Source organism: Nocardia sp. CA-151230 (genome assembly GCF_050942175.1).
GTDB lineage: Bacteria > Actinomycetota > Actinomycetes > Mycobacteriales > Mycobacteriaceae > Nocardia.
Genome location: NZ_CP192061.1, coordinates 8,861,170 through 8,873,945, shown reverse-complemented (window position 1 = coordinate 8,873,945; position 12,776 = coordinate 8,861,170). Strand labels below are relative to the sequence as shown.

Here is a 12,776-nt window from a genome sequence, read left to right as displayed (position 1 = left end):
CGGTAAGAGGTGCGCCAAGGTCATCACGGCCGAATGTGACTGAAAGCACGCGAGTTGCCGGGACCCGGGGTTGCAGGGCTGGTCGATCGAGGTCCGGTGGCGGCGGTGTGGTCCGCCGGTGTGCCGCGCGAACGCGCTCCGCGTGGCTGATTACGGTGCCTACATGCGCATCGAGACGAGTGCCGGACCGGCGGAGGTGGAGATCGAGCGGCGCGGGCGGGCGAAGCCGCGGTTCCTGCTCGTGCTCACCCATGGCGCCGGCGGCGGCGTCGATGCGAAAGACATACTGGCCCTGCGGGATTCGGCGGTGGGAATGGGCGGCGCGGTGGCGCTGGTGACCCAGCCGTACCGGGTGGCGGGGCGGCGCGCGCCGGGCAAGGCCGACGTGCAGGACGCGGCGTGGCTGGAAATCATTGCGGCGCTGCGGAAGAAGGTCCGCGGGGTGCCGCTGGTCCAGGGTGGGCGCAGCAATGGCGCGCGGGTGGCGTGCCGGACCGCGCGGGCGGCCGGGGCGCGGGGCGTGGTCGCGCTCTCGTTCCCCCTGCATCCGCCGGGCAAGCCCGAGAAGTCGCGGCGCGAGGAGCTGCTCGCTCCCGGCGATATCGAGGTCGTCGTGGTCAACGGCGCCCGCGACCCGTTCGGTATCCCGGAGGCCGCCGACGCGACCGAGGTGCATGTCGTTGCGGGACAGGCACATTCGTATCGGGCGGGATTCGAGGAGATCGTCGCCGTGCTCATGCCGTGGCTGGAGCGCTGGTCCGCGAGCTGAACGCCACGTCGGTCCGCGCCCGGCTCACCGGAACGGCTGTCCGCAACTAGCGCGGGGTGCCGTCGGAAGAGTCGAGCGCCGGCGGTTGCGGGGCTTCGAGGGCGAGGGGCTCGTCCCGGAGTTCCGGTGCGAGCCTGGTCGCCACCACCAGGGCGTCGATGGCGTCGCGGTCCTCGGTGGGGCGGTGCACGCGGTCGGCGATGCGGATGCGGATGTCGGGCTCGGCGGGGGAGAGGTCGGCGAGGATGTCGGCCGGGGTGAAGGTCCGGGCCGGATCCTGTTCGCCACCATAGCCTTCCGCCAGGTTCAGGGTGTCATTGCCGATCACCAGCAGGGTGCCCTCGGGGGAGAGCATCTCGGTCGCGTGCAGCAGCAGGGCGCGGCGGTCCGCGGCGGGCAGGTGCAGGAAGGCGACCAGGATGAGCTCGTAGGGTCCGGTGATGCCGGCGGCGTCCAGCTGCATGACATTCGCGTGGATCCAGTGGATGCGCCCGCGCACCGAGCGCGACAGCCGCGAGGCGACGGTCCGGCCCTTGTCGATGCCGGTCTGGGAGAAGTCGACGGCGTCCACGCGCCAGCCGTGGGTGGCCAGCCACAGTGCGTTCCGGCCCTCACCGCACCCCAGGTCCAGCACCCGCGGCAGCTCCGGCCGCGGCTCATCGATCCCGCCGACCGGCGCCCGCCGCTCCAGCCCGAAGACCTGTTCGACCACCGTGGCATTCGGAGGCGCGCCCCACACCAATTCGGTACTGGCGTAGTGCTCGTCCCATTCGGCGGCATCCATGGGGACGAGTCTATGAGCTGTGTGCCGAGACGAGTTCGGCCGCGAACGCGGAGGCGTTCGCGGCCGAGTGTCTCAACGGGATTCCCGAGTATCGGGTTTTCTACAGTGTGGTGTGCATCAGCAGCACGTTGTACTGGCTGTGGACCGTGGTGAGGAAGTACAGGTCACGCCCGGTCTGGTACGGGAAGATGTACGGCGCGTACGCCGTCGGCAGTTCCCGCGTGTCGATGAGCACCGACGGTGGGCTCCACGGTCCCTCGGGGCTCGGCGAGGTGTACATGACCACCGAGTTCCACGGATCCGTGGTGAGCATGACGTACTGGCCCAGGTAGTCGTTCCACTGCACCGACATCTCCGCCATGCCGCCGCCGATCACCGGCTGCGCCGCATTGACGTCCTTCTGCCACTTGCCGCCGTCCCAATACTCGTACGCGTCCATATCGGTGACCGCCGCCTCGGGGACGCGGGCGACGTATGCCGGGTGGTTGCGGCCGGATGCGGTGCCGAACTCGTAGAGGAACCCGTCACGCTTGACGAAGGCGTTCATCTGGAAGTTCGCGTTGCCGCCGTCGTCGGGGCGGCGGGTGGCGGGCAGCTCCACCCAGTTCTCGCCGTTGTCGCCGGACACCGCGAGGCTGGAGTAGTTGGTGGTCCACTCGCCCACGTCGTCCCAGCTCTTCACCGACATCAGGCTCATGATCTGGGTGCCGCCGACCGAGATGCCCGCGGTGGGGATGCGGCTGATCTCGATGAACGGGATCTTCGGGCTGGGGATCAGATCCCGCGCCTGGCCGAAGATGTCGCGCACCACCGAGTCGAAGTAGATGCCGTTCGCGGGGTCCTGGGTGTGCGAGCGCAGCAGGATGTTCGAACGCCACGCCCAGGTGCTACCGACCAGCAGGTTCGGCAGGCCCAGGCCGGCGGTGTCACCGAATGCGGTGAGCATCTCGCCGTTTCCGTCGTCCCACATGATGCCCAGGTCGGTCCCGAGCACGTTGTAGCTCTGGGTGTTGTTGGGGCTGGCCATTCCGGTGACCTGGAAGACCGCCTTGGTGCGGCCCGGCAGCTGCGGCAAACCGTTCGAGCCGTTCAGCACCGGAATCGGGTTGATTGCATTCGGATTGGCTGCAGCCGGCATGGTCACGGTAAGGAGCAAGGCCGTGGCACCTGCTATCGCGGAAAGCAGCAGCGGGGCGGTCTTGGTCAATGCGGTGCTTCCTCCGGGTCTCGCCGAATAATGTGCGGACCACACGGTATGTGACGGGCCGCACAATGCGTTCGACTCGTTGACAAAGTGTGAAAATGCTAACAGCGATACCCGAATTCGGGGGCTTGCAAACCGGGATATTTGCCGTGAATTGGCTTACTTTTTATTCCTACCACGGTCGAGCGCCTGCTTCAGGATCAGCGGCAGCTGGGTGGCGCGTTCCACGGCCAGGGTCCGGCGCACCGACGCGTGCCAGGAGCGGTCGAACAGCTTCTTGGCGCTCGCCACGGCCTGCGGGGAGCGGGCGGCGATGCGGTCGGCCAGTTTCTCGGCGGCCGCGCGCGGGTCGGCGGTGACCTCGGTGACCAGGCCGATGCGCTCGGCGTAGGCGGCGTTTACCGGGTCGGCGGTCATGGTGAGCAGCAGCGCCTGATCGAGGCCGATGAGCCGGGACAGGGTGGCCGCGCCGGTCATGTCCGGGATCAGCCCGTGCTTGGCCTCCATGACCGCGAACTCCGAATCCGGTGTGACGAACCGGAAATCGGCGGCCAGCGCGATCTGCAGTCCGCCGCCGTAGCAGCGCCCGTGCACCACGGCGATCACCGGCTGCGGCAGTCGCCGCCAGGCCCAGCAGGCCTCCTGGAAGGTATTGGTGCCGCGCCACGGCAGCGGGACGAAGTTGCGCACCACGTCCAGCGGGTTGCCCATGGCCTTGGCGATATCCAGGCCGGAGCTGAAGCTGGGTCCGTTGCCGGAGAGGATGACGGCGCGAATGTCGGAGCGCTTGCCGATGATCCCGGCGACCCGGACCAGCTCGTTCAGCATGTCGATGGTCAGGCCGTTGTGCTTGTCCGGCCGGTCCAGGGCCACGTACGCCCGGTCGCCGTCGAAGGTGAGGGAAACGTTGTGGCTCACGGTCTTTCCTTATCCGAGCTGGTCCAGGAGCAGGCGCGCGCAGCCGGCCGGATCATCGAAGAAGGGCGTATGGCCGCTGCCGTGCAGGGTGACGTGCCGCGCGCCGGGCAGTTCCGCGCGGGCGCGCCGGGACTGCGTGGCGTACGTGAGCAGAATGTCACGGTTGCCCCAGGCGATGGTGATCGGGATGTCGCCGAAGGCGGTGCGGTCGGGGAGCCGGAAATCGGTGAAGGAGGCCAGCGCGGCATCGAAGCCCGCCGCGCCGAGCAGGCCCTCGACGGTGTCCACGGCCACCCGGGCGTCGATCGCCCAGGGCTTGCCGAACACCAGACCGAGGAAGGCGGAACGGCCGACGATGTTTCCGAGCACCGCGGGCACGGCCGGATGCAGCACCCTGGAGAGCTGTTTGGCGCGGCCCAGCGCCTGCTGGCACCAGACGCGGCCCGCGGTGTCCCAGAACGCGATGGGGGAGTAGGCGGTGACCGAGCGCGCCAGGCCCCGCGCGGCCAGATCCAGCACGATGCCGCCGCCCATGGAATTGCCTGCCAGATGCGGATTCTCGATGCCCTCGGCGGCGAGGAAATCGACCAGGGCATCGGTGAGGGTGGAGACGGTGGTGTGCTCGAGCGGTGCGCTGTCGCCGAATCCGGGCAGGTCGACCGCGATCACGTCGAAGGATTCGGCCAGGGCGCCGATGATCGGCTCCCATACCTGCCAGCGGCTGCCGACGCCGTGCACGAGCACCAGGGGGTCGCCGCTGCCGGTCCGGTAATGGTTCAACTTCGTCATGCGCGACTCTCCCCTGTCCTGATCCCTGCGAGTCTCACCCTACAGTCGTTGACGTGTCGCCAACAGGCGGGAGAATTCCGCTCCGGCGGTACGATAAAAGGTATGGCAACCCGGAAAGTGACACTGTCGCTGGACGAGGCGGCCTGGTCCTATGCACAGGATGCCGCCGCCCGCGCGGGCATGTCGCCGTCGGCGTGGATTTCCCGCGCCGCGCGCCGCGAAGCCGTGCGGCTGGGGTGCGGCCCGGTGCCGGACCCGGTCGAACTCGCCGCGGCCGACGAGGCGGAAAAGCTCGCCGCCGAAAAGGAGCTGCGTGCGCAGGGGTGAACTCTGGGTCTACCACCCGCACGGCACCACCCGAACCCGCACCATCATCCTCATCTCGAGCGACGGCATCAACGAGTCGCCGCGCCCCTGGCTGATCGCCGCCGAGGTCGAGGCCGGGGATCCCCGCGACATTCTGGCCGTGCCCATTCCCGGTCACGGCTGGGTCCATGCCGGCAATCTGGGCCGTATCTATCGTGGCTGGTTGGACCGTCGCATCGCCGAAGTCGACACCGAAACGGCCGAGCGAATCGACACAGCGCTGCGCGCCGCCATGGATCTGTGAGAGGGTGCCTGCGGCAGTTCTCCCGTCGATCCTCGAGAGTAGAGGCACCAGTGCGCATTTCCTTGTTGGCCGCCGCGCTCGTCGCGCTTCCCCTGCTGGCCGCGTGCGGCGGCAGCGGCGACAAGCCCGCCGATGTCACCCAGGCTGATGTGTCCAAATCGCTGCAGGCCGGTGGTCTCGAAGCCAAGTTCGCCGACTGCGCCGCGAAAGTCTTCGTGGACCAGGGTATTTCGCAGGACGGACTGCGTCGCATGATCAAGAACGACGCCAAGTCCGGCAATGTGACGGACATGGAGTCGGCCGGCATGAGCAAGGACGACACGGACAAGGCACAGGCCGCGGCCACCAAGATCGTCACCGCCTGCATGCAGGCGGCGCAGTAGCGCCGGGTCACCGCGGTAGCGCGATCGCCAGCGGCCCTGGCGGCCCGCGGTTTTCGATCTCCGCTTGTTAACTCCCGGGTGCCGGTGTGCAATCTCAGAATCGACCGGGATCGACCCGGTGTCCGGGAGGGATCACAAATGCGGAAATACGTCGTCGTGGTGGCGCTGCTGGCGCTGCCGCTGCTGTCCGCGTGCAGCAATGACCAGCAATCGGCCAACCCCGTCACCACGACCGCGCCCGCGGCGACGGCCACCTCGGCGGCCGCGACCAGCGTGTCCGGGGCGCCCACCACCTCGGCGGCGGCGACCACCGGCCCGGGCGGCAGCGCGCTGACCGCCGCGCAGATCTCGAAAGCCTTGCAGGACAAGGGCAAACTCGGTCAGCAGACCGCGGACTGCGTCGCCGATATCTACCTTCAGGAAGGCCTGTCCGACAGCGGCATCCAGAAGATCATCGACAGCGCCAACGGCACCAACCCGGCCAAGGTCAGCCTCGGGACCGAGGATCTGATCAAGGCGGGCAAGGCCACCAAGCGAATCGCCACGGAGTGCGTCAAGTAGTGCGGTGACATGCGGGAAGTCCCGCTGTGACAATGCGGAAAGGCCCCGTCCGATGGACGGGGCCTTTCACGTGGAGCCGGTGACGGGAATCGAACCCGCAATTCGACCTTGGGAAGGTAGCGTGTTGCCACTACACCACACCGGCGCGGTCCTGCTTGCGCACGCGACTCTATCAGACCACTTCTCGCCCGGTGCAACTTCTCGGATCTACTCGCAGGTCGCGGGCGGGGTGAGCGCGGGTGTGTCCGGTCCCGGGGTTCCCCGTGTCGTGGACGACGCGCCGAAGATCGCGGAGCTCTTTCGCAGAAGCAGCTGGTTACGCCTACGGGGGGTCGTAGACTCGCCCGCAGGGTCGAAAACCCGTCCACCACAGGAAGTTTGGATGCGCTGAACGTTAGCTGAAGCGTGCGCTCGGTGCTCCTGCTCGGCGGTCGAGGAGGACGTATGACCGCGGTGCCCGCTCGTGAAGTTCCCGAGCTCGAACCCGTGCGGCCATTTCCACGGCGGATGGGACCCCGGGGGTCGTATCTGTGGAAGGCCATCACCACCACCGATCCCAAAATGCTCGGGAACATGTACCTGTTCACGGCCATGGCGTTCTTCCTGGTCGGCGGCCTGATGGCGCTGCTGATGCGGGCGGAGCTGGCACGGCCGGGCATGCAGTTCCTGACGCCGGAACAGTTCAACCAGCTGTTCACCATGCACGGCACCATCATGCTGCTGTTCTATGCGACGCCCATCGTCTTCGGATTCGCCAATGCGGTGCTGCCGCTCCAGATCGGCGCGCCGGATGTCGCCTTCCCGCGGCTGAACGCGCTCAGCTACTGGCTCTACCTGTTCGGGGCCACCATGGCGACCGCCGGATTCGTCACGCCGGGCGGCGCCGCGGACTTCGGCTGGACCGCCTACACCCCGCTCAGCCTGGCCGAACACGCACCGGGCGTGGGCGCGGACCTGTGGATCATGGGCGTCGCGGTGTCCGGCGTCGGCACCATCCTGGGCGGGGTCAATATGATCACCACGGTCATCTGCCTGCGCTGTCCCGGCATGACCATGTGGCGCATGCCCATCTTCACCTGGAACATCCTGGTCACGAGTGTGCTTGTGCTGCTGGCGTTTCCGATTCTCACCGCAGCGCTCATGGGCCTGGAGGTGGACCGGCACCTGGGCGGGCACATCTACGACTCGTCCAATGGCGGGGTCATCCTGTACCAGCATCTGTTCTGGTTCTTCGGGCATCCCGAGGTCTATATCGTGGCGCTGCCGTTCTTCGGCATCGTGACCGAGATCTTCCCGGTGTTCAGCCGCAAACCGCTGTTCGGCTACACCACGCTGGTGTACGCGACGCTGGCCATCGGCGCGCTGTCCATCGCGGTGTGGGCGCACCACATGTACGCGACGGGATCGGTGCTGCTGCCGTTCTTCTCGTTCATGACCTTTCTCATCGCGGTGCCGACGGGAGTGAAGTTCTTCAACTGGGTCGGCACCATGTGGCGCGGGCAGCTGACCTTCGAGACACCCATGCTGTTCTCGGTGGGCTTCCTGGTGACATTCCTGTTCGGCGGGCTCTCGGGCGTCATCCTGGCCTCGCCGCCGCTGGACTTCCACGTCTCCGACACGTATTTCGTTGTGGCGCATTTCCATTACGTGCTGTTCGGCACCATCGTGTTCGCCACCTTCGCCGGTATCTACTTCTGGTTCCCCAAGATGACCGGGCGGCTGCTGGACGAACGGCTCGGGAAACTGCATTTCTGGACCACGTTCCTGGGTTTCCACACCACGTTCCTGGTGCAGCACTGGCTGGGTAACCAGGGCATGCCGCGCCGCTACGCGGATTACCTGCCGAGCGACGGATTCGCCACGCTCAATACCATTTCCACCATCGGCTCGTTCATTCTCGGATTCTCGATGGTCACGTTCGTGTGGAATGTCTTCAAGAGCTACCGCTACGGCGAAGTGGTGACCGTCGACGACCCGTGGGGTTACGGCAATTCCCTGGAATGGGCCACCACCTGCCCGCCGCCCCGGCACAACTTCTACGAACTGCCGCGCATCCGCTCCGAGCGCCCGGCATTCGAACTGCATTACCCGCACATGGTCCCCCGCATGCGCGCCGAGGCCCACGCCACCTGGGGACTGCGTAAACCGAAACAGGTGATCGAGGTCTCCACGCCGGAAAACCCGCCGGTAGAGCACTGAAAGTTCGCGGCCCTTCTCGTTCTGGACCGAGCGGAGCGACGGAGCGAAGCGGAGGAGCGGAGGGAGGGAAGAACGAGACCTTGGGGGCCGCGAACCGCCCGGAGCGAAGCGGAGGGCAAAATGGCACAGTGCTGCTTAGTGATCGCGACATCCGCAAGGAAATCGCCAATGGACGTCTCGGGGTCGAGCCGTTCGACGAGAAGCTGGTGCAGCCGTCGAGTATCGATGTGCGGCTGGACAGTCTCTTCCGGGTGTTCAACAACACCCGCTACACGCATATCGATCCGGCGCAGCGGCAGGACGAGCTGACCACCCTGGTGGAACCCGCCGCGGGGGAGCCGTTCGTGCTGCATCCCGGCGAATTCGTGCTCGGCTCCACGCTCGAGGTGTGTTCGCTGCCCGACGATCTGGCCGGCCGGCTGGAGGGCAAGTCCAGTCTGGGGCGTCTGGGCCTGCTGACGCACTCCACCGCGGGCTTCATCGACCCCGGATTCAGCGGGCACATCACGCTGGAACTGTCGAATGTGGCGAACCTGCCGATCACCCTGTGGCCCGGCATGAAAATCGGGCAGCTGTGTCTTATCCGGCTCACCAGTCCGGCCGAGCACCCGTACGGCAGTGCCGCGGCCGGCTCGAAATATCAGGGTCAGCGGGGGCCGACACCGTCGCGGGCCTATCTGAATTTTCCCGTGTCCAAGTGAGTTGCATTACGGGGTAGCGGTTTCGACCCGGCGCTCGGCGTAATTCGGCCGCTGCCTGGAGAGTTGACCGTCGTCAGTGGCGCTAATACGCCGTCCGATGGGCGGGTACAGCGGGTGTACGGATGGCCCGGTACGTCGTAAGGTGGCGACGGTAGGTGTGTGCGACGAGATGGGCAGCGATGAGTTCGGTTCTGGGAGTTTCGGTGGGGGCGGGTGCGGTTCGCGTCGCACGTCCGTTCACCGGCGATTCCGCCGAACAGGCCGCACGCAATTTGGGCGCGCCCCCGCAGCAGCGATACGCCCGGGCCCGCAGCGGATTCGACGGCCCGCCGGACGCATTCGACGTGCAGGCGGTGCCGGTCGGTGAACGCCGGGTCGACGAGCTGGTCGCCGATGCCGTCGGGGCGGTGCTCGCCGCGGATTCGCGGATCAGCGCCACCGCCATCGCCTACCGGGACGAGAATCACGCGCGGGCCATCCGGGCCGAGCTGGCGCGGCGGCAGTTCACCAATTACGAGCTGGTGCCCGACGTGGTGGCGGCGCTGGAATTCCTCGAATACTCCGGGGAGCTGCAGGGTTTCGGCACCGTAGCGCTCTATGACCTGGGCGCGTCGGGGTTGTCGGTGACGGTGGTCGATACCGGCACCCGGCAGGTCTGCTTCAGCGAACGCACCAGTGATATCAGCGGTGATTACCTGGACGCGCTGATCCGCGAACAGCAGATCGCCTCCGGACGAATCGCTCATCCGCCGGATCACACCGGGCTCACCGCGCTCGACAAGCTCTGCCGCGAGGCCAAGGAGCAGCTCTCCAGCAGCAGCGCGGTGGCGCTGCCCTCCACCGAGGGCCTGGTGCTGCTGTCGCAGGAGAACTTCGAGGCCCTCATCATGCTGGCCGTGGAATCCTCCGCCCGCATGACGCGCGATGTCATCCTGCGCTCCGAGCAGCCCGTGCAGGCGGTCGCCCTGCTCGGCGGCTGCGCCCAGATTCCGCTGGTGGCAAAGGTTTTGCGACGCTGGCTGGGCGTCCCCGTCATCGTCCCGGCCGCTCCGGACACCGTGGTCACCCGCGGCGCGGCCATGCTGGCCCGCCCGGTCCTGCACCGGCCCGCACCCGCGCCCTTCCCCGCCGCCCCACGCAAGGACGCCGTACCCACACCTCCGGAGCCCAGCCAGTCCTGGCCTGTTCCCCCGGGTACGGCGGAGAAATTCGGCCGCCGCCGCGAGGTCAGCCTGGCCGGCGTCGCCGTCGGCGCGCTCGTCGTGGTGGCCGCCATCGGCATCACTCTCGGCTGGGGACCCCAAGTCCTGACCCATGATTCGCAGCGCCAGGACGCCGTCACCAGCTCGGTCCCGGCCAGCACCACCCGCCCCTCCAACGAACCCGCGGTCGCGTCGCCCACCACCACCGACGCCACCAACGAGTCCCTGGCCGCACCCCAGCCCCACACCTACTCCACCACCACCACCGAGGCCCCCACCACCACGCCCGGCCCGAACACGATCACGATCATCCCGGGCCTTCCGCCCGTGGTCGTCCCCACCCTCCCCCCGCTCTTCCCACCTGCCCCGCCCCAGCAAGCGCGCTGACGTCCTTCGCTACCCGGCGAGCCCGAAAGCCGTTGTGGGCCAGACCCATCGGCTGTTCGTCGCCGACCGGGGGCGGGAACGAGCCTGGCACCCGCCTCTGAGAGTTTCGAGAGTTGAAAAGAGCCGAGTCCGCCCCGTCGACTGCCAGGAGGGGCGGACTCGGTGGTGCGAGGACCGGCTGCGTTCAGTCCTCGCTCTCCGCTCCCACCGCCAGAGCTGTCGTGATGATCGCCGACAGGGGTGGGAGTTCGGAATCACGTGCGGGTGGCGTCACCCAGTGGCAGCCCTCGCGCGTCCAGCGGCCGAGGCCGGTGGGGAGCATGACCGCGCTGCCGACGGCCGGAATGCCGACATCGAGCCGGTTGAGCGCCGCCATGATCTGTTCGCCGGGCCGCGAATCCGGTTCGGCCAGAAAGCTCCAGCGAATCTGCCGGGCCAGCGTGGGCCCGCCACAGCACCGCTGTTGCAATGCGCCGCGTACCATTTCGGCCCGAGCGACCGGTAGTTGCACCACCCCGATCTGTGCGGTGACGGGAAGCATGACGAATCCGCCGCGTTCGATGACCGGCAGCCCGAACTCGTACCGGTAGTGGGAAACCCAGTCTTCGACTGTTCTGAGCCTGTCCGCGTTCACGTCCCCGCCTCCTTGCCCCAGCCACCAGGGTCGCGTGCCGGGGGCCACTGAGAGAACGCCCGAACACCCGCCTTCCGCTGCCTTTCCGCCGCCACTATTACCGGTGCGTATAACGCCTGGTACCGAGAAGGTTTCGGATGTGGTCGCCGCCACTTTCCGCTCGTACCCTGGAGTTCGGAGTTCGTTCGGAAGGGATGGCAGCGTGGTCCGGCACTGGTCAGGCAAAGAGGCCCGGGCCCTCCGCGATGCCAAACGCATGAGTATCCGGGAGTTCGCCGCCCACCTGGGTGTGCACGAACGACTGGTCTCGAAATGGGAGGCCGGGGGCGATCGGGTGCATCCCCGCCCCATCAATCAGGCCGCCCTCGATACGTCCCTTGCCAGGTCCGACGATGTTGTGCGGGCACGGTTCGCGGCCTTGATCGACCAGCCCTTGATCGACCGCCCCGCCGTTCCCGGTTTCGATGTGCGCCAAGGCGGTTCCGAGTTCCGGAGCGGGATGCCGGCGCAGGCCAGGTATTCCAGCGACGCGGAACTGCTGGCACTCGTCGATACGGGTGCGATGAGGGGCGACGCGTTAGCGGCGATTTCGGAGAGGGATCTGATCATGGCGGCTGCTCACGAAGCAAGCGAGCACGCGGGGAGGGCCGAGGGCACCAATGTGGGTGCGACCCTGCTGGAACAGCTCGACGCGGATGTCACGCGCATCGCCAACGATTACGTACACATGCCGCCGGTGCCGATGATGGTGGAGATGCTGCGGGTACGGCGTCGGGTGTACCGGTTACTGGAAGGCCATCAGCGTCCGTCCGATACGGCGCACCTGTATCTGTTGGCGGGCACCCTGTCCGGTCTGCTGGCGAATGCCAGCACGGATCTGGGCTATTTCGACGCGGCCGGTGAACAGGCAAGGGCCGCTTGGGCTTACGCCGAACTGTGCGAGCACGATCCGCTGCGCGCCTGGACCCGCGGCATGCAGGCGCTCATCGAGTACCGGTCCGAGCGGCCGCGCCGGGCGGTTCTGCTGGCCCAGAGCGGCCAGCGCTACGCCGAATCCGCGACCTCGCGGGTGCGGCTGCTGAACATCGAGGCGCGCATCTGGTCGCGGCTGGGCAGCACCGCCGACACCGAGCGCTGCATCCGCGCCGCCGACGACGCCCGTGACGGCGAATCCAGCGACAACCTGCACGACGACGTCGGCGGCGTGTTCGGGTTCAACCAGCCCAAGAGCCACTACTACGCCGGCGCCACGTATATCCATCTGGGCCAGGCCGAGCCTGCCCTGGACGCCACCAGCCGGGCCATCGACCTGTACGTGAACGGCCCGACCGACAAGCGCTCCTACGGCGCGGAGTCGCTGGCCCGGGTGGACAATGCGGCCGCTCACCTGATCAACGGCAGCCTCGACGGCGCCGCCGCGGCCCTGGAGCCGGTGCTGGACCTGGACGAGGACAAGCGGATCGCACAGTTGGAGGAACGGCTCAGCGCGGTGCGCCGGCGGCTGGCCGGCCCGGAGTTCCGGGACTCCGGTGAAGCGCAGGACCTGGACGAGAGGATCGAGGACTTCTGCGGCTCCACGGCTGCCAGAAGCGTGCTGCCCCCCGATACCGCGAGGTAGCCGCCACGCTACCGTCC

Annotated in this window: 14 protein-coding genes and 1 tRNA gene; 9 read left to right on the top strand and 6 right to left on the bottom strand. The window is 67.6% G+C overall.

The window, feature by feature from the left end:
• Window positions 1-163: 163 nt before the first annotated feature.
• On the top strand, window positions 164-769 hold the full coding sequence (locus ACQP1O_RS41510) for an alpha/beta hydrolase family protein (RefSeq protein WP_433563709.1): 606 nt from the start codon (window positions 164-166) through the stop codon (window positions 767-769).
• A 46-nt stretch (window positions 770-815) separates the two neighbouring features.
• On the opposite strand, the gene ACQP1O_RS41505 is transcribed toward ACQP1O_RS41510, so the two are convergent.
• From ACQP1O_RS41505 to ACQP1O_RS41490, 4 genes are all read right to left on the bottom strand, one after another.
• Window positions 816-1,553: a class I SAM-dependent methyltransferase gene (locus tag ACQP1O_RS41505; protein WP_433563708.1), complete on the bottom strand. Its 738-nt coding sequence runs from the start codon at window positions 1,551-1,553 to the stop codon at window positions 816-818.
• Window positions 1,554-1,653: 100 nt separating this feature from the next.
• Window positions 1,654-2,760 (bottom strand): DUF4185 domain-containing protein, encoded by a 1,107-nt coding sequence (locus ACQP1O_RS41500; RefSeq protein WP_433563707.1) that lies wholly within the window; start codon window positions 2,758-2,760, stop codon window positions 1,654-1,656.
• Window positions 2,761-2,916: 156 nt separating this feature from the next.
• Window positions 2,917-3,675: a crotonase/enoyl-CoA hydratase family protein gene (locus tag ACQP1O_RS41495; RefSeq protein ID WP_433563706.1), complete on the bottom strand. Its 759-nt coding sequence runs from the start codon at window positions 3,673-3,675 to the stop codon at window positions 2,917-2,919.
• A gap of 9 nt (window positions 3,676-3,684) precedes the next feature.
• Window positions 3,685-4,464 (bottom strand): alpha/beta fold hydrolase, encoded by a 780-nt coding sequence (locus tag ACQP1O_RS41490; RefSeq protein ID WP_433563705.1) that lies wholly within the window; start codon window positions 4,462-4,464, stop codon window positions 3,685-3,687.
• Window positions 4,465-4,566: 102 nt separating this feature from the next.
• Here ACQP1O_RS41490 and ACQP1O_RS41485 point away from each other — a divergent pair, with 102 nt between their 5' ends.
• The 4 genes from ACQP1O_RS41485 to ACQP1O_RS41470 all read left to right on the top strand — a co-directional run bounded on the left by ACQP1O_RS41485 (window position 4,567) and on the right by ACQP1O_RS41470 (window position 6,018).
• Complete coding sequence (locus tag ACQP1O_RS41485) at window positions 4,567-4,791, top strand: hypothetical protein (RefSeq protein WP_040862373.1); 225 nt, start codon at window positions 4,567-4,569, stop codon at window positions 4,789-4,791.
• The gene (locus tag ACQP1O_RS41480; RefSeq protein ID WP_433563704.1) at window positions 4,778-5,074 is read left to right on the top strand and encodes a hypothetical protein; all 297 of its coding nucleotides are present in this window, start codon (window positions 4,778-4,780) and stop codon (window positions 5,072-5,074) included. Before ACQP1O_RS41485 ends, ACQP1O_RS41480 begins: the two co-directional genes overlap by 14 nt.
• 50 nt (window positions 5,075-5,124) lie before the next feature.
• The gene (locus tag ACQP1O_RS41475) at window positions 5,125-5,457 is read left to right on the top strand and encodes a hypothetical protein (protein ID WP_433563703.1); all 333 of its coding nucleotides are present in this window, start codon (window positions 5,125-5,127) and stop codon (window positions 5,455-5,457) included.
• Between the two features lie 138 nt (window positions 5,458-5,595).
• Window positions 5,596-6,018: a hypothetical protein gene (locus tag ACQP1O_RS41470; protein WP_433563702.1), complete on the top strand. Its 423-nt coding sequence runs from the start codon at window positions 5,596-5,598 to the stop codon at window positions 6,016-6,018.
• A gap of 71 nt (window positions 6,019-6,089) precedes the next feature.
• Here ACQP1O_RS41470 and ACQP1O_RS41465 read toward each other — a convergent pair.
• A tRNA-Gly gene (locus ACQP1O_RS41465) sits at window positions 6,090-6,163 on the bottom strand.
• A gap of 299 nt (window positions 6,164-6,462) precedes the next feature.
• Between ACQP1O_RS41465 and ctaD the strand changes: the two genes are divergently transcribed.
• From ctaD to ACQP1O_RS41450, 3 genes are all read left to right on the top strand, one after another.
• Entirely contained in the window at window positions 6,463-8,217 is a 1,755-nt protein-coding gene (gene ctaD, locus ACQP1O_RS41460; RefSeq protein WP_433563701.1) for an aa3-type cytochrome oxidase subunit I, read from the top strand.
• A gap of 128 nt (window positions 8,218-8,345) precedes the next feature.
• Window positions 8,346-8,918, top strand: coding sequence for a dCTP deaminase (gene dcd / locus ACQP1O_RS41455; protein ID WP_379404272.1), 573 nt, complete (start codon window positions 8,346-8,348; stop codon window positions 8,916-8,918).
• A 179-nt stretch (window positions 8,919-9,097) separates the two neighbouring features.
• Window positions 9,098-10,507: an Hsp70 family protein gene (locus ACQP1O_RS41450; RefSeq protein ID WP_433563700.1), complete on the top strand. Its 1,410-nt coding sequence runs from the start codon at window positions 9,098-9,100 to the stop codon at window positions 10,505-10,507.
• Window positions 10,508-10,691: 184 nt separating this feature from the next.
• On the opposite strand, the gene ACQP1O_RS41445 is transcribed toward ACQP1O_RS41450, so the two are convergent.
• The gene (locus ACQP1O_RS41445; protein WP_433563699.1) at window positions 10,692-11,141 is read right to left on the bottom strand and encodes a hypothetical protein; all 450 of its coding nucleotides are present in this window, start codon (window positions 11,139-11,141) and stop codon (window positions 10,692-10,694) included.
• 256 nt (window positions 11,142-11,397) lie between these two features.
• Between ACQP1O_RS41445 and ACQP1O_RS41440 the strand changes: the two genes are divergently transcribed.
• Window positions 11,398-12,759 carry an XRE family transcriptional regulator gene (locus ACQP1O_RS41440; RefSeq protein WP_433563698.1) on the top strand — a complete coding sequence of 454 codons (1,362 nt, stop codon included), beginning with the start codon at window positions 11,398-11,400 and terminating at the stop codon, window positions 12,757-12,759.
• Window positions 12,760-12,776 lie beyond the last annotated feature (17 nt).

Excerpts from the sequence above, each read along its gene's own strand:
- ACQP1O_RS41440 (WP_433563698.1), top strand. The coding sequence starts at position 11,398 with ATGAGTATCCGGGAGTTCGCCGCCCACCTGGGTGTGCACGAACGACTG.
- ACQP1O_RS41490 (WP_433563705.1), bottom strand. The coding sequence starts at position 4,464 with ATGACGAAGTTGAACCATTACCGGACCGGCAGCGGCGACCCCCTGGTG.
- ACQP1O_RS41485 (WP_040862373.1), top strand. The coding sequence starts at position 4,567 with ATGGCAACCCGGAAAGTGACACTGTCGCTGGACGAGGCGGCCTGGTCC.
- ACQP1O_RS41470 (WP_433563702.1), top strand. The coding sequence starts at position 5,596 with ATGCGGAAATACGTCGTCGTGGTGGCGCTGCTGGCGCTGCCGCTGCTG.
- ctaD (WP_433563701.1), top strand. The coding sequence starts at position 6,463 with ATGACCGCGGTGCCCGCTCGTGAAGTTCCCGAGCTCGAACCCGTGCGG.
- ACQP1O_RS41510 (WP_433563709.1), top strand. The coding sequence starts at position 164 with ATGCGCATCGAGACGAGTGCCGGACCGGCGGAGGTGGAGATCGAGCGG.
- ACQP1O_RS41505 (WP_433563708.1), bottom strand. The coding sequence starts at position 1,553 with ATGGATGCCGCCGAATGGGACGAGCACTACGCCAGTACCGAATTGGTG.
- ACQP1O_RS41450 (WP_433563700.1), top strand. The coding sequence starts at position 9,098 with ATGAGTTCGGTTCTGGGAGTTTCGGTGGGGGCGGGTGCGGTTCGCGTC.